The organism is Paenibacillus sp. FSL F4-0236, from assembly GCF_038000135.1.
Lineage (GTDB): Bacteria > Bacillota > Bacilli > Paenibacillales > Paenibacillaceae > Paenibacillus_AQ.
Window position 1 is genome coordinate 124,921 of record NZ_JBBOBK010000002.1, and the last position, 14,515, is coordinate 139,435.

A 14,515-nucleotide genomic window follows, 5' to 3' on the forward strand; every position below is an offset into this window, starting at 1 on the left:
AAAGGCGAATTCTCACTCAGCATGGAGTCGAATTCGCCTTTTTCTGTTAGGCACATTTTATAAAGATTTAGTGAGTCATATAATAGGCAATTCGCCCAACTTCTTTACCTGTGTAATAGACGATATCAAAGATTAGCACTGCTAAGATAAATTTCGAGAGCAACGGATACTTGTTAAATAAAGGCTTAATACTCTTCTCTATGAACTCCATTTATGTTCCCCTTTCTTTAAGCTAGCGCTCTTTTTCGTATCAATCTAATTTGGCCTCTGTGATTAATTTCATCTTCGAATACATGAAACCACATGAAATAGTAGTTCGCCTGTTTGTGATGCCAGAATTCCTCTTCTGTATATAACCAGTCATCATCAACGGTTGCGAACAATGCATACGTTCTTTCTCTTACTTCATTTAAACGGTCTAAATAATAGTTAAGATCATTCCCTTTAATCATCGCTCGCCCTTCGTCTCCTAAGCTTAACGCTGGCCCCCATATTGTTAATTCTTCCTCAGACAAATCTCTTCCCTCAAACGTAGCCACTTGATACGCATATTCTACCGCAGCGTAGTGTGATAATAACGCTCCAATGGAGTTGCTCTCTGAGTCCAATAAGTAGTCCAGTTGTTCCACTGTTAGACCTGCAACGGCTTGTAGTGTTGTGTGTCTGGCATAGTTCATCATGGATAAAAGACGACTAATTTCCGGCGTATAACCTGGGATATCCGTAATTAGATATATTTGGTCCATATCGATCATAATGAGTTCTCTCCTTCATATCTTCGAAATTGTAAATTTACAAGACTATGTATTTGTCCAGCTCAAAATTGCTCCGTTCTAACAAGTCCCAGCCGTTTTCCCTCTACGATAGCTTCGGATCTGGAATGTACACTCAGCTTCTCGAAGATTCTCGTCAGATTATACTCCACAGTCCTTTGTGACATTAAAAGTTTGCTGGCTATGTCTTTGTTGCTTTTTCCACTGGCAACTTCTTGGAGTATTTCTTGTTCTTTTTGATTAATAGATACTTCTTGAATGAACTGATTATCCCGGTTATTGGATATCTTGATATCACTTCTGCGCAGCTGCTTTAGTAAAGAAACTGGAATGACAGCCTCATTTCTTAGTGCGCAACGAATGGTATTTAACAACTGTTCTCTGGAAGCTGTCTTAGAAATAAATCCTGTAACCCCTGACTCCATCAACAGGTTATAATGCGCACTGATTTCATATCCGGTATAAATCACCACTTTAGATTCGGGATCACGCTGAACGGCTCTTTTGGTGAATTCGAGTCCACTAATTGTAGGCATATTAAGATCGCATAATATCACATCAAATCCTTGCTGCTCCAGCATATCGAAAGCTTCCATCGCTGACAAAACAAAGGTTACCTCCATATCAGCATCCTGCTCAATCATATTCTTGGTTCCTTCTCCAACTGAAGGGTGATCATCAACCAACAAGATACGTATCATCGTCATCGCCTCCTCTATTTTTCTTCTCCACAAAAGACGTTGTCGGTAAATAAATAATTACCTCCAACCCTTTACCCTTCTCCGAGTTAAACGTACAATCCCCTTCTAGACTCGCTACACGTTCTTTGATGCCGGACAAGCCCATATGCTGAAATGATTCTTTAATATCTACGATATTCATGCCTACTCCATCATCCTTGTAACGGAAATAGAGATGCTCTTTCTGATCCAGTTCAATCTCAATCTGATTTGCCTTGGCGTGCTTCCCGGCATTTCTCAGAAGTTCCTGCACAATTCGATAAAGGGCTATCACCAGTTCATCACTTAACTCGCCTATCGGACTTGATGTAAAGCTAATAATATAATTGGACTGCAGCTGAGCATACTCAAATAAAATTTCCAGCGCCTTCACAATCCCAGCTTCCCTAAGAAGCGGAGGACGCAGTTCATTGCAAGTCTCCCGAATCTGATAGATAACATCCAGAAGTCCTTCTTTAATCTGAAGCAGCTCCGGTAAGATTCTCGGTGAAATTTCGTGATCGGAGATCAGCGTTTCCAGCCTACGAAGCCAAATAAGTTGATCTTGAAGGGCAGAATCATGTAAATCCGCCGCCAGCTTTCTTCGCTCATTCTCTGACAAGTTAAAAATCAGGCGCAGAACCCAGGGTGCCCCATGTTGATCTTTTTTCATTTCAACTTCAAGGTCTTCAATCAGACCTTCAATCAGATATAAATTCTCATAGACGATGCTTGCATAGTTTGCGATGGTATTTAACCAATTTAGCTCATCCATATTCATCTTGATATGATTCTTCTTATGATCGATCCATAGGAGATGAACACTCTTTTTATGACGACCTAACACTAGTAGGATCCCTTGCTGGAGTTGAATGACCTCCCCTACTTTAAGAACAGGGTATTGTGATACAAATTGTATATAGATGTCTTGGCCTGAATCATCCACGATTGGCTCGAGACTATGCAAATTTTCATCCTCATCTATCTCAAAAAAAGCCGACCGATTAACCGGTATAATCTCATTGATCTCCTTGTTGAGTGCAGCTTCCAAATCAGATATCTTCATAACCTTTGAGATTTGCTTAGAGAATCGTTCCAAACTCCCTTGATAATGATGAAGTTCATGGACCAGCTTAGGCCGGAAATAATGATCTATTTTCTCCTTAAAAAATAAGAAAGTCGTAATCGATAAATACACCACCAAAAACATCTGAACCCATTTGATCCAATCATATTCCGGCCTACTCTGAATGATCGCCAGTACTACCACAATGATTAGCGCCGGAATGAAAGCAATGAACAGATCATATTTAAATCGACTAAAAGCGAAATCAATATCAAATAGCTGTTTAGCAGTGAGCAGATAAAAATAGGTAACTGGCATTAAAAACAAGAAAATCGTAGTGATTTCATAAGGAATCAATTCGACCCCAAACGCAATCGGCACAGCTGAAAGAAGAACAAACGGTGTAAACGCAAGGATCTGTCCAGTTAACATAATTTTAAGCATCGATTTAAGTGCTGTGTTCCGATAATTGATGTATACATAGAGCAGCTTAAATATGCTGTATAGGATGCCTACAACAAAGAGCCCAATAATGATCAGACGCATAAAGGAATACAAGGATCTATCCCAGGAGTAAATAACTAAACTAAAGCTTGAAACCATACCAAGTAAAATGACGAATCCGTAGTATGTCTTGATTAGAAAAGTAGAAAGAAATAGAACATTAAATCGTTTCAGATGTACTTGGACAAAGTGGATAAACACCAGCGGTATTAGAGGTAGCAAGCCACTCATAGTAATTCTACCGATGAGATCTGATCTGCTTGAGGCATATCCGGCGAAGTACGTCACTCCCACCAATAAAAAGAACAAAATTAGCAGTTCAGCTGCGCGTTCTCCACTTTTTTTACGATATAAAAGAAGACTTAACACCACCAAAAAAACAAAGGTTGCTCCAGGAACTACAAGCTGTGTGAACGTATGATATACCGAGGATTTATTCTTGATATCATAATGTTCTGTGATCAGGGTACCCTCTTTAGATATACGGAGGAGGTCAATGGATTGAACTTGCGTGAGATTTCCGTATCTCACCGGTCCATCCACTTTTTCAATCGGTGTTCCATTAACCGCTACTAAAATATCCCCTTCCCGTAAATTCTGCTTATAGCCCTCACTGGAAACGTCGACCTCTGCGATATAATATTGTCCTTGTTCATTCTGCTCCAGACCAACTTCAAGTAAGATATTGGAGTAAATGATTCCCACAAAATGAATGATAAGAAAGGCAAAAACGCAAAGTAACCCTGATATGAAAAAATAACGGAGTTTCACTCTCATTTGAATCCCCCGGAAGAACAAAATTATACATATTTGTAATTCAGAATCATGCATCCTATACCATTTTAAATGAATTCAATAGGGAATAATATACTTTTATGCATGATATTCCTTCATTTATAAACGAACGCAAGTGTTATTGCGCTAAACTGATCGGCTGCCGTTTTATCCTGAGGTTTCGATTCAGAATCCAAACTGCTACAGCGCCATATAAAATTACCGGGACCCAACCACTCTCTCCAGCTACATACTCTAGCATCGGTGATGAACTCGCAGTAATATTGCGCAACACACTATCTACTGCATTATTAGTTCCATGTAAAAGCACTGCCGGCCATATGCTACCAGAGGTCAGACGCAGTTCATTAATAATAATTCCCGCAAATACAACGGATAAGGTGAACAGGGTCAACACAAGCCAGCGGTTCCCTGAAGAATGATAGGCACGTGGGCCAAGAATCGCTGGATAATGCCATATTGCCCAGATAAACCCCATTGTGATACTGGAACTAACTCTTCCCATCCATTGAAAGCGCGGAAGCAGCCAGCCCCTCCAGCCTATTTCTTCCCCCAATGCAGATAGCGAACCCAGAACAATATAAACGACCAAATATATAGCCGTCTTGATCCATGAATCTGGAGGGATCAAGCTTGATACCCATCCTGTCCAATAAACAGCATAACCCGCTCCCAGTGAAATTAAGGGAATAACCAAAGCCAATATGTATTCTTTCCCTCCTCTAAATCTGAAACCTAACCTTCTCCAGCCCTCAGCACGATAACCATCTCGTACAATCAAGAACATCATGAGAAATACTGTGAGTAACGGGGTAAATCCGTACAGACCTTGTGCTGATTCTGGGAGTAGCAGCATCCCAAGTGCCATTGCCCACACAATAATAATAAATAGAAGAGATTGTTTCTTGTCAGAGAGCAATATTCTCACCTACCTTTTTATAATTAAACGCCTATTTTTCCTATTTAATCCAATTCTACAATGGCAGCCAGGTCATTTCACCGAAAATAACTGCCGTTAAAACCACAAATCTTTTGCGGTGGTGCACCCCATCACCTCCTTGTCTGGCATAAAATTCAAACTACCTTCTCATACTATGGGGAGAATATGGAGGTGAATGTCATGCCAAAAAATAACGCCAGTCCCAAAGGTGAACCAGGCAAACATCAACCAAGTAAGAAAAACAATGCACAGAATAACAATAACTTTAATGAAGCGGCTCAGATGGTAAACATCGATAAAGCTGCCGATTATGTTCCCAGCTTAAACGGTGTTTCCAAAACCGACGTCTAAACCGCACTGTTAAACAAAAAAACACTCCTCAGAATATTCTGAAGGAGTGTTTCATTTCAAAGATTATATGCGATACGTTAAGCCTACTACACCGTTACTGTAAGCTTTTGAGTCCACAAGATGAAGTGGGACTTGATTCGTGATCTCGTCAAAAAGACGCATTCCAGAGCCAACGACAACGGGACAGATATTAAGCCTAAGCTCATCTAACAATCCATTTTGTAATAGGGATCTGACTAATTTCGGACTACCAGGGATCTGAATGTTCTTTCCAGGCTGTTGCTTTAGCTTCATTATTTCCTCGAAGAGCTTGCCCTTGATCAGGCTCGCAGGTTGCCATTCGAGCATGTCCTCCGTAATCGTACTGGAGACCAGATATTTGTCAGAATGGTTCAGGAATCTTGCCATGGGTAGATTGTCACTCTGATGCTGCCAGAACTGGGCTAACATCTTGTAAGTACGTGGCCCAAGCAGTATAGTATCTGCCTGTGCAACACCGGCAGCAATCGTCTCATTCATTTCATTGCTCCCCCACTTCTTAGGTGAGGCCTCAAGTGAGTCTACCACTCCATCCAGCGACATGAATAAACCTGCCACAATCTTTCTAGATGAATTTTCTGCATCTTGTTCATGATGATCTACAGGCACACTCATCGCTCCTTGTACCAGATATGAATACTTAACACTCGATCCGCAATATAAGACATTCTTGTTTATTTCAAGTTTTCTAACTCGACAGTCACTTTTTCAATCAGATTCACGAAGGAAGCCAGTTCTTGAGAGCCCTTCACCTGATCTCTGGAATACATGGAATTGTGTTCCGATTCTTTTTTCACCTTGGACAGTGTAGAGTTGATATTATTCAGCTTCTCATCAATCGTTCCTATTGAATCTTTAGAACGACGAGCTAACTTCCGAACTTCATTCGCGACGACTTCAAAGCCTCTTCCGTACTCCCCTGCTCTTGCCGCTTCAATGGCCGCGTTTAAGCCCAAAAGATGCGTATGATCAGCTACTTCCCTAATCATTGTACCCACTTGATGAATAGACTCTACCTCTTTGTCAAGATATAACACAGTTTGATGTGTTTTCTCTTGATAATCAGCATTCTTACTAGCTAATTCCTCGATGGATTCACTGCTATCTTTCAGTTGAACCATTAAGGATACTAATTCTTGAACCGCAGAACTAACACCTGTAAGCAAGTGGTTTTGCTTTTCTAATAAATTTTCTATTTTTGCTTTTTCATCGACTTCGTAGGCTTCCAGAACCAACTGTGAATCCAGATTAAACATCTTGGTTAATGCATGAATGACGGGTTTCCAATCAGTCGGTAATATCCGTTCAAAATAAGCTGTAGCGAGATCCAAATATAATATGTAAGTGCCCAAATACCAATTTGTTGTCAGACCAATACGCGAGTGAATTTTACCTATAAGCAGTCGTCTTTCAATAAATGCTTCATCAATCACACCCGATGCCATGGATAAAAAATACCACTGCTGCGTTTCCTTCAATCGATCAAGCGTACTGTGCTGTTCAATGATGTGGAGTAGCTCAGGTTCCTCTATCATCTGCTTATACAATTCATCTACAAGGGAGCTTACGATTTGCTTGAATTCTTTCTCCTTACTTTTCAATACATTTAAATCAGCCTCAGTAATCCCAATATAGCTAACTTGCTGTTGTCGCTCTGAACTAAGATTGATCATAATTTGGTCAACTTCCCTCTCATTCTGTTTATATAATGATCATCGCATCTTCCATGCCATCCCCTATGGCATCTATTTATCTTGATAATAAAGGTATTATTTTTATAAATTTTAACACTTTATTTACTTAAATAGTTTATTAATTTTACAAACTTTGCATTTCGTAGCATTATTCTTAGATCATACTAAAAAGAGGAGCTCCTATAAAGGAAGCCCCTCTTAAAATTATAACCTTATCCTACACAGCAACAACTTGTTGCAGCAATTCTATCGTCACCCGGTCAATGAACTTTCTGAATTTCTCTTTCCCTTTGGCGTTGGCCTTATAGTAGTTAATCAATGACAGAATCACTGGAATAAGTTGATCTTCACTTAGCCCTGATCTAAGGGATTGAGCGATTGAAGTCTTAAGCCCTTTTGGTTCTCCACCCACAAAAATCTCATAGGTATTACGCATTTTCACAACGCTAATGTCTTTCAACAGAGGCTCGCTGGTTCCGAGTGCACAGCCCGCATAACCAATCTTCAGTGGCATAGGTGTTTCAATCCCTGCTATAGACTGATTTAATTTCTGTGCAACTGCCAGACCTGCTTCCTCAGCCCCTTTACAAAAATTACAGGCAATCAGGCTTTTCGTGACAAAACCCGCTGAATATACTTCTAATCCTATACGCTCAAGTTGCTCCACAATCACTTCACGTTGTTCCAGAGGCACCTCCAAATAAAGCTGTTTAAAAGATGTCATTTCAATTTTTGCATTCGTTCCTAGAATAGCTCCTATTGTAGCAAGCTGCTCTGGTGTAAACAGGCTTCCCCCCACTTGAATTGGAGGTGCAACTGCGATTTTTGTGATCTCTCCCATATCCTTATCTCCGTCCTCATTCGTCTAGTGATTTAGTTACGGATCTTCACACGTTGCAGACGAAGTGCATTAAGAACAACGGAAACCGAACTGAGAGCCATTGCCGCACCCGCTACCCACGGAGCCAAGAAACCAAGTGCTGCAATCGGAATGCCAAGTGAGTTGTAGCCAAGTGCCCAGAATAGATTTTGTTTAATGTTAGTCATTGTTTTACGACTCATGTAGATAGCGTCGGGAATACTGGATAGATCGCCTCGCATTAAAGTAACATCCGCAGCTTCCATAGCCACGTCCGTACCGGTACCAATGGCCATCCCAATATCTGCAGTTGCGAGAGCTGGAGCATCATTAATACCATCGCCAACCATGGCTACTATCTTGCCTTGCGCTTGTAATTTTTTCACTTCCTCCGCTTTTCCTTCTGGAAGCACTTCAGCGCGTACATGATCAATGCCAACTTGGGCAGCGATCGCCTTTGCCGTACGTTCGTTATCTCCGGTAATCATGATGACCTGGATTCCCATTCCTTTCAACCGACTGACAGCAGCCTGAGAGGTTTCTTTAATGGTGTCCGCAACAGCTACCATACCTACGTACCCTTTATTTATAGCAACAAGCATTGCTGTTTTACCGGATTCTTCTAAAGTAGACATGATGTTATAAGCATGACTTGCCTCTACACCGTATTTGTCCATGAGACGCCGAGTACCAATTAACAGCTCTTTGCCTTCCACGACAGCCTTGATCCCAAAACCCGGTATAGCTTCAAAAGACTCTGTCCCTGGCAATTCAATATTTCTTTCCAAGATGCCTGCGACAATAGCTTCTGCAAGTGGATGTTCTGAATTCTTCTCGGCTGCACCCACCAGTCTAAGAAATTCTGTCTCGTTGCCTTCGACCAAAATATCGGTAAGCTCAGGTTTGCCCTTTGTTACTGTGCCTGTTTTATCCAAGATAATCGTATCAATTTTATGTGTTTGCTCTAAATGCTCTCCGCCTTTGAACAGGATTCCCAGTTCAGCTGCACGTCCGGAACCAGCCATAATGGAGGTTGGCGTAGCCAGACCCAAAGCACAAGGGCAAGCGATAACCAGAATGGCGATTGCTTTTTCCAAAGCTCCTGCAAAATCACCCGGTGTTACGATGAAGTACCACACTAAAAATGCAATAACGGCAATCCCAACAACGATAGGAACAAAGATACCGGAGATGACGTCAGCAACCCGTTGAATAGGAGCTTTTGAACCTTGCGCTTCTTCTACCACTTTGATGATCTGCGCAAGAGCAGTTTCCTTACCTACTTTTGTTGCCTTGATTCTAAGCATACCGTTTTTATTAATCGTCGCTCCAATGACGGAATCTCCGGCTTTCTTTTCAACAGGGAGGCTTTCTCCGGTCAGCATGGATTCATCTACTGAAGAGATCCCTTCCAGAACTTCACCATCCACAGGTACTTTATTCCCTGGACGAACAAGTACTATATCACCAGTAATAACTTCCTCTACCGGAATGCTTAATTCTTCACCATTGCGGACAACTAAAGCTGTCTTGGCTTGCAGTCCCATCAAGGATTTAATAGCTTCCGAGGTCCGTCCTTTTGCCAAGGATTCGAACAATTTTCCCATTAGAACCAGAGTAATCAATACTGCACTCGTTTCATAATACATTTCTGGTCCATGATGCGCGCTCCCACCATCGACAGCCCAAACTATGGTTAAATAAAGGCTGTAAAAAAAGGCCGCTGAGGTCCCAAGTGAAACTAGAACATCCATGTTCGCACTGCCGTTACGAAGTGCTTTATAAGCACCGATGTAAAATTGTTTACCAATATAAAATTGAACTGGTGTTGCCAAAATCAATTGGAACCATGGATTCATAAAAAGATCAGGCAGCCATATCCACGAAGTGAAGGAAAAGTGGCTCACCATCGCCCACAACAGTGGAAACGATAGAATCGCGGAGATCAGCAGCTTACGTTTTTGCTTGGATAAATCTTGTTGTCGCTGTTCCGCTGGGTCACCTTGCTCTTGTTTGGGAACAGCCTTGTATCCAAGCTTCTCCACCCGCTTCTGCATGTCAGATACAGAAACTTCAACGGGATTATATTCGACATGTGCTGTTTCCATCGCAAAGTTCACACTGGCAGTGCTTACGCCAGGCAGTTTATTCAGAGTCTTTTCAATTTTCAATGCACAAGCAGCGCATGTCATACCTACAAGCTGTAAATCTACAGCTTCTTTAGCCGTGCTATACCCTAGCTTCTGAATACTTGCTTCCATCTTACTTACGTCCACTATATTCGGATCATAAGTCACTGTAGCCCTTTCCATTGCAAAGTTTACGTTGGCTTCTGTTACACCTTCTAACTTGTTCAAGCCTTTTTCTATGCGGTTTGCACAAGCAGCACAAGTCATCCCTGTGATTTGTAATGATGTTTGTGATTTTCCCGCCGCAGCAGTAGTCATTATATAAACACCTCTTCCACTTTTGTGATGATTTCCATTGTTTGTATCATCCTCTTCTTGATGTTAGTATACCCCCCTACCCTATATTATGTCAAGCGACAAGCTATACTCTAAATACTTAAAAAGGAGTTTTCTCAGTAACAGAAATCCTGTTTCTGAGAAAACTCCTTCATGAATCCGTCCTCTCTGAAGAGAGTCCTACTGAGTTAAGCAGCCATTTCTCGGCAAATTTTCGCACAGGCAAAACATGCTTCTGCACATTGCTGGCAATGATCATGGTCATGTTTTTTGCATTCGTTGCCACAGGCTTCACAAGCCTCTGCACAAGCTAAACATAAGGCCTTGGCATATTTACTGTTCATCGACAGGGCATGTGCAGTGAATCCGCATATTTCTGCACATTCACGATCCAGGCGAATGCACTCCTTCATCATTCCAACATGATCTTCCTCCAAGCAAGATGAGTAACAGTGATTACAAGCCACCATACATTTTAAACATTCTTCAATACACGCTTTGTAGTTTTGATGTGACATCATAAAAGCTCCTCTCAAGATGTAATTTAGTATAGTCCCCTACTCTATATTTACCCAATCGTGAGCTAGCTTATCATGCTCAGAGAAATTGTCCGAACTGAACATTAGACATGCAGCTGTTTCTCAATTTCTTGACGATTGAACACAAATCCGAAAAACACCTGATTGTTAATGAAAATGGTGGGAACCAATCTTTTTCCAGTTCGATCAAATAACGTATCTGCATGGTCAGGATGATCTGCAATATTAAATTCAGTAAATGGAATATGATGCTCATTCAAGAACTTTTTAAAATTTCTGCAATCCTCACAAGTCGGTGTTGTAAATACCTCTACGTTCATATGGGTCGTCCTCCTTAATTATATTTTCCAACAACATTAGTATACCCCCCTACAGTATATATGAACCTAAATAAAAAAAGGATTCCAACGAATCCTTTCTATTATCAATTATTTAATTAATTTATTGATGGTAATTAATAACTCATCTAACACTTCATTTTCACCATCTTGAATTCGTTCCACGACACAGCTCTTCATATGATGTTCTAACAAAAGCTTTCCTACGCCGTTCAAAGCAGATTGGACCGAAGAGATTTGATGCAGCACATCATCACAATAGGTGTCCTTCTCAATTAATCCCTTTAGCCCTCTTACTTGTCCTTCAATTCTATTGAGTCGGCTAACCAGGTTCTTTTTAGTCTTCTCAGAGTGATGACTTTTTCGTTCACCCGTGCTACATGATTCGTGCTCGTGCGTATGATCTTCCATGCACCAATCACTCCTTTCCATATAGTTTTATTATACTATAGCCCCCCTAATCTATTCAAAATATAAAATATAATTAGACTTTCATCACTTCATGGGATATCACCGATGTCTCAATTTGAATAGTAGTATGCTGGATTTTGAAGCGTTCCGCTATTAACTGAATGGCTTGCTGCAAAATACGTTGATCATCTTCCTGATCTTTGATTAAGAGATGGCAGCTTAGTGAATCAAGACCCGAGGTAATTGTCCAAATATGAAGATCATGAACATTTATAACGCCCTCGATATTCTCAAGAACTGCCTTCACCTCAGATGGATTCACTGTAATCGGTGTACCTTCCATAAGAACATGAACGGTATGTTTGATGATTCCCCAAGCACCTCTAAGAATTAATAGAGCAACTAGTACGCTTATAATCGGGTCAGCAATATACCAGCCAAAAATCATCATAACTAAACCTGCAATAATAGCCCCTACCGAGCCTAAAGCATCGCCAAGCACATGAAGATAAGCACTGCGAAGGTTAATGTTATTCTTTACATCTCCTTTTCTCATAAGAGACCAAGCACTAGCAACATTGGCTAAAAGACCTATACATGCGATCAGCATCATAGAACCACTTGCAACCGTAGGCGGCTCGAAGAATCGGCCATAAGCCTCCACGATGATAAAACCAGCAACTACAAATAAGGTGACCCCATTCAATAGTGCCGCTAGAATTTCAAACCGATGAAATCCATATGTTTTATTGGGAGATGCAGGTTTAGTTGCAAACCAGACCGCTACTAGGCTTAATGCTAAGGAGCTTGCATCGTTTAGCATATGCCCACTATCCGATAGCAGCGCTAAGCTGTTAGTGATCAGTCCGCCAAAAAACTCCAAAAACATAATTCCTACTGTAATTATTAATGCAATCATTAGTCCTTTTTTGTTTCCGCTAGGATCAAAATGATGATGACCGTGAGGCCCATGGGAATGATCATGTCCTGCATGGGAGTGATTGTGATCGCTGTGATCGTGATCGGAGTGTTGCCCGTCTACGTGCTCCATCTGATGATTGTGATTATTCTTCTTGTCCTTCATGATTTACCTCCTATTTACCTTCAGCAAGATAGTATTTGTATGCGCGCGCAGTGGTATTCAAAAGCTCCAGATCATAATAACATATGAACAAGTGCTCATATGTTATTATGATCTGGATTTTTCTTCTTGTCAATAACGAACCTAAGGGTGTATCCTCAGCTAGAAGTTTATAAAAATAAAAATAAAAAAAACACCTCTATACAATTTCTGTATAAAGATGTTTTAGTTTATCTTTCACTTCTTAATCTTAAAGAGAAATCGCTGCTTCTAATGCAACTTCCATCATGCTGTTGAAAGAATTTTGTCTTTCTTCTGCCGTGGTTACTGCATGAGTAACTAATGAATCTGAAATAGTAAGAATACATGCTGCTTGTTTACCTAATACTTTCGCATTATGGAACAATGCATAGCTCTCCATTTCTACACATACACAGTCATGTTCATTGTAAAATTCATTGTGGCCTGGCACGTTGTCTTCATGATAGAATACATCGCTTGAATGAATTCTTGCCGTCAAAAGTGGCTTGTTAATACGTTTAGCCGCTTCTTCAATGACTTCGTTCAATTCTTTACTTGGCAGCTGTACGTCTCCTTCTACACCACTTTGCACATAGGCGTATGTAGATTCACTCCACGCACTATCCGCCAGTACCACATCAAATAAATTCAATTTATCTGTGTAGGCACCTGCACTACCGATGCGAATGATGTTTTCCACACCATAATTTTTGTATAGTTCATAAGAATAAATACCGATACTTGGCATTCCCATTCCCGAACCCATTACTGACACTTCTTTACCTTTGTAAGTGCCTGTATATCCAAACATATTCCGTACCGTATTAAATTGGGTTGGGTTCTCCAAATAGGTTTCTGCGATATACTTCGCTCTTAACGGATCTCCTGGCATTAATACTGTTTTGGCGATTTCACCATTTTGTGCTGCATTGTGCGGCGTTGACATAATTTATTCCTCCTAAGTTTGTTACTCAACTACTATCTTACTATACCATCCATGAATTTAAATATACGTTTAAAATATTCTTTTGTTTCAACAAAAAAAGAACTGATTCTCTTGCTACAATTTATTCGCAAACTCGTTAAGCTTTTGGGACATTATTTTTATTTCCTCAATAAATGCAGAAGTATGCTGAACAGATTCAGCCTGTTCTTGTCCGATCGCCGCTATCTTCTCTATCGAATTAGCCATTTGGTTCGTAATCCCCTTAATCTGTAACATGATTTCATTTATATTTTGAGTTGAAGAAACGGTTTCCCGTGAAAATTTCCGAATCTCCTTAGCTACGACTTCAAACCCTCTTCCCTTCTCACCTGCATGAGCTGCTTCTATTGCTGCATTCAGCCCGAGTAAATTCGTTTGGTCAGCAACCTTTTTAATAATCGATAGGACCTCTGTAGTATTCTCCACATCTCTACCAGCTTGTTGGGATTGAATAAGTAGTTGCTGAGAGTAATCCGCAAGTGAATTGGATCCATACGAAATATTATTGATTTGCTCATTAGCTTGGGTCAGTGATTCTGAGATTTGTTCTACAATAGCCTTTAATTCACTTTGTCTACGAATCTGAACTGCAATCCCGCCAATGACCTGACCGTTTTGATCATGAAGAGGTGTCGCTGTACCCGTAAACTCAAATCCATAGAAGTTGGCCGGAACATCGGACTTTAATTCTTGATTCTCTCGTATAGCTATGTAAAGCGGTTCTTCTTTGTTTAAAAGCTGTCCTTCGGTAATGTTTAAATTAATGGTATTGCCAGGAAAATAAGCAACAAACCGTTCCAAATCACATATGGCTATGGATAAATCAGCCGGAATAGATAATTTTATTATAGGTATAATCGCGATAAATTTGTCTAAAGATTCAATATTATTAATCACAGAAATATAGTCTCCATTCCAGCAAAAGGTTTTTCCAA

Annotated in this window: 16 protein-coding genes; 1 reads left to right on the forward strand and 15 read right to left on the reverse strand. The window is 40.5% G+C overall.

The window, feature by feature from the left end:
- Nucleotides 1–67: 67 nt before the first annotated feature.
- The 5 genes from NSQ29_RS30985 to NSQ29_RS31005 all read right to left on the reverse strand — a co-directional run bounded on the left by NSQ29_RS30985 (nt 68) and on the right by NSQ29_RS31005 (nt 4,785).
- Nucleotides 68–211: a hypothetical protein gene (locus NSQ29_RS30985; protein WP_179085821.1), complete on the reverse strand. Its 144-nt coding sequence runs from the start codon at nt 209–211 to the stop codon at nt 68–70.
- A gap of 16 nt (nt 212–227) precedes the next feature.
- The gene (locus NSQ29_RS30990; protein WP_341126874.1) at nt 228–755 is read right to left on the reverse strand and encodes a DinB family protein; all 528 of its coding nucleotides are present in this window, start codon (nt 753–755) and stop codon (nt 228–230) included.
- Between the two features lie 62 nt (nt 756–817).
- On the reverse strand, nt 818–1,474 hold the full coding sequence (locus tag NSQ29_RS30995) for a response regulator transcription factor (protein WP_076285527.1): 657 nt from the start codon (nt 1,472–1,474) through the stop codon (nt 818–820).
- Entirely contained in the window at nt 1,452–3,839 is a 2,388-nt protein-coding gene (locus NSQ29_RS31000) for an ATP-binding protein (RefSeq protein ID WP_341126875.1), read from the reverse strand. Before NSQ29_RS31000 ends, NSQ29_RS30995 begins: the two co-directional genes overlap by 23 nt.
- Before the next feature lie 136 nt (nt 3,840–3,975).
- On the reverse strand, nt 3,976–4,785 hold the full coding sequence (locus tag NSQ29_RS31005) for a CPBP family intramembrane glutamic endopeptidase (RefSeq protein WP_341126876.1): 810 nt from the start codon (nt 4,783–4,785) through the stop codon (nt 3,976–3,978).
- 192 nt (nt 4,786–4,977) lie between these two features.
- Between NSQ29_RS31005 and NSQ29_RS31010 the strand changes: the two genes are divergently transcribed.
- Complete coding sequence (locus NSQ29_RS31010; protein WP_156113190.1) at nt 4,978–5,148, forward strand: hypothetical protein; 171 nt, start codon at nt 4,978–4,980, stop codon at nt 5,146–5,148.
- A gap of 63 nt (nt 5,149–5,211) precedes the next feature.
- Here the strand turns inward: NSQ29_RS31010 and NSQ29_RS31015 are convergent, their stop codons facing one another.
- The 10 genes from NSQ29_RS31015 to NSQ29_RS31060 all read right to left on the reverse strand — a co-directional run.
- Complete coding sequence (locus NSQ29_RS31015) at nt 5,212–5,802, reverse strand: dihydrofolate reductase family protein (RefSeq protein ID WP_341126877.1); 591 nt, start codon at nt 5,800–5,802, stop codon at nt 5,212–5,214.
- 59 nt (nt 5,803–5,861) lie between these two features.
- Nucleotides 5,862–6,860: a globin-coupled sensor protein gene (locus tag NSQ29_RS31020; RefSeq protein WP_042192005.1), complete on the reverse strand. Its 999-nt coding sequence runs from the start codon at nt 6,858–6,860 to the stop codon at nt 5,862–5,864.
- Between the two features lie 238 nt (nt 6,861–7,098).
- Complete coding sequence (locus NSQ29_RS31025; protein ID WP_042192007.1) at nt 7,099–7,722, reverse strand: nitrite reductase; 624 nt, start codon at nt 7,720–7,722, stop codon at nt 7,099–7,101.
- 32 nt (nt 7,723–7,754) lie between these two features.
- The gene (locus NSQ29_RS31030) at nt 7,755–10,187 is read right to left on the reverse strand and encodes a heavy metal translocating P-type ATPase (protein WP_341126878.1); all 2,433 of its coding nucleotides are present in this window, start codon (nt 10,185–10,187) and stop codon (nt 7,755–7,757) included.
- A gap of 206 nt (nt 10,188–10,393) precedes the next feature.
- A complete protein-coding gene (locus NSQ29_RS31035) occupies nt 10,394–10,723 on the reverse strand; it encodes a four-helix bundle copper-binding protein (protein ID WP_042192011.1) in 330 nt (109 codons plus the stop codon).
- Between the two features lie 104 nt (nt 10,724–10,827).
- Nucleotides 10,828–11,064 carry a glutaredoxin family protein gene (locus tag NSQ29_RS31040; protein ID WP_341126879.1) on the reverse strand — a complete coding sequence of 79 codons (237 nt, stop codon included), beginning with the start codon at nt 11,062–11,064 and terminating at the stop codon, nt 10,828–10,830.
- 108 nt (nt 11,065–11,172) lie between these two features.
- Nucleotides 11,173–11,493, reverse strand: a complete 321-nt coding sequence (locus NSQ29_RS31045) for a metal-sensitive transcriptional regulator (protein ID WP_042131123.1) — start codon at nt 11,491–11,493, stop codon at nt 11,173–11,175.
- 73 nt (nt 11,494–11,566) lie between these two features.
- Entirely contained in the window at nt 11,567–12,544 is a 978-nt protein-coding gene (locus NSQ29_RS31050; RefSeq protein ID WP_341126882.1) for a cation diffusion facilitator family transporter, read from the reverse strand.
- 280 nt (nt 12,545–12,824) lie between these two features.
- Entirely contained in the window at nt 12,825–13,541 is a 717-nt protein-coding gene (gene deoD, locus NSQ29_RS31055; RefSeq protein ID WP_076300941.1) for a purine-nucleoside phosphorylase, read from the reverse strand.
- A 114-nt stretch (nt 13,542–13,655) separates the two neighbouring features.
- Nucleotides 13,656–14,515, reverse strand: an 860-nt coding sequence (locus tag NSQ29_RS31060) for a methyl-accepting chemotaxis protein (protein WP_341126880.1), incomplete at its 5' end; no start/stop codon positions are given.

What these genes read in the sequence shown, in the direction of transcription:
- NSQ29_RS31020 (WP_042192005.1), bottom strand. Translation starts at nt 6,860, where the DNA reads ATGATCAATCTTAGTTCAGAGCGACAACAGCAAGTTAGCTATATTGGG.
- NSQ29_RS31010 (WP_156113190.1), top strand. Translation starts at nt 4,978, where the DNA reads ATGCCAAAAAATAACGCCAGTCCCAAAGGTGAACCAGGCAAACATCAA.
- NSQ29_RS30990 (WP_341126874.1), bottom strand. Translation starts at nt 755, where the DNA reads ATGATCGATATGGACCAAATATATCTAATTACGGATATCCCAGGTTAT.
- NSQ29_RS31045 (WP_042131123.1), bottom strand. Translation starts at nt 11,493, where the DNA reads ATGGAAGATCATACGCACGAGCACGAATCATGTAGCACGGGTGAACGA.
- NSQ29_RS31030 (WP_341126878.1), bottom strand. Translation starts at nt 10,187, where the DNA reads ATGACTACTGCTGCGGCGGGAAAATCACAAACATCATTACAAATCACA.
- NSQ29_RS31035 (WP_042192011.1), bottom strand. Translation starts at nt 10,723, where the DNA reads ATGTCACATCAAAACTACAAAGCGTGTATTGAAGAATGTTTAAAATGT.
- NSQ29_RS31040 (WP_341126879.1), bottom strand. Translation starts at nt 11,064, where the DNA reads ATGAACGTAGAGGTATTTACAACACCGACTTGTGAGGATTGCAGAAAT.
- NSQ29_RS31025 (WP_042192007.1), bottom strand. Translation starts at nt 7,722, where the DNA reads ATGGGAGAGATCACAAAAATCGCAGTTGCACCTCCAATTCAAGTGGGG.
- NSQ29_RS30985 (WP_179085821.1), bottom strand. Translation starts at nt 211, where the DNA reads ATGGAGTTCATAGAGAAGAGTATTAAGCCTTTATTTAACAAGTATCCG.
- NSQ29_RS30995 (WP_076285527.1), bottom strand. Translation starts at nt 1,474, where the DNA reads ATGATACGTATCTTGTTGGTTGATGATCACCCTTCAGTTGGAGAAGGA.
- NSQ29_RS31015 (WP_341126877.1), bottom strand. Translation starts at nt 5,802, where the DNA reads ATGAGTGTGCCTGTAGATCATCATGAACAAGATGCAGAAAATTCATCT.
- NSQ29_RS31050 (WP_341126882.1), bottom strand. Translation starts at nt 12,544, where the DNA reads ATGGAGCACGTAGACGGGCAACACTCCGATCACGATCACAGCGATCAC.
- NSQ29_RS31000 (WP_341126875.1), bottom strand. Translation starts at nt 3,839, where the DNA reads ATGAGAGTGAAACTCCGTTATTTTTTCATATCAGGGTTACTTTGCGTT.
- deoD (WP_076300941.1), bottom strand. Translation starts at nt 13,541, where the DNA reads ATGTCAACGCCGCACAATGCAGCACAAAATGGTGAAATCGCCAAAACA.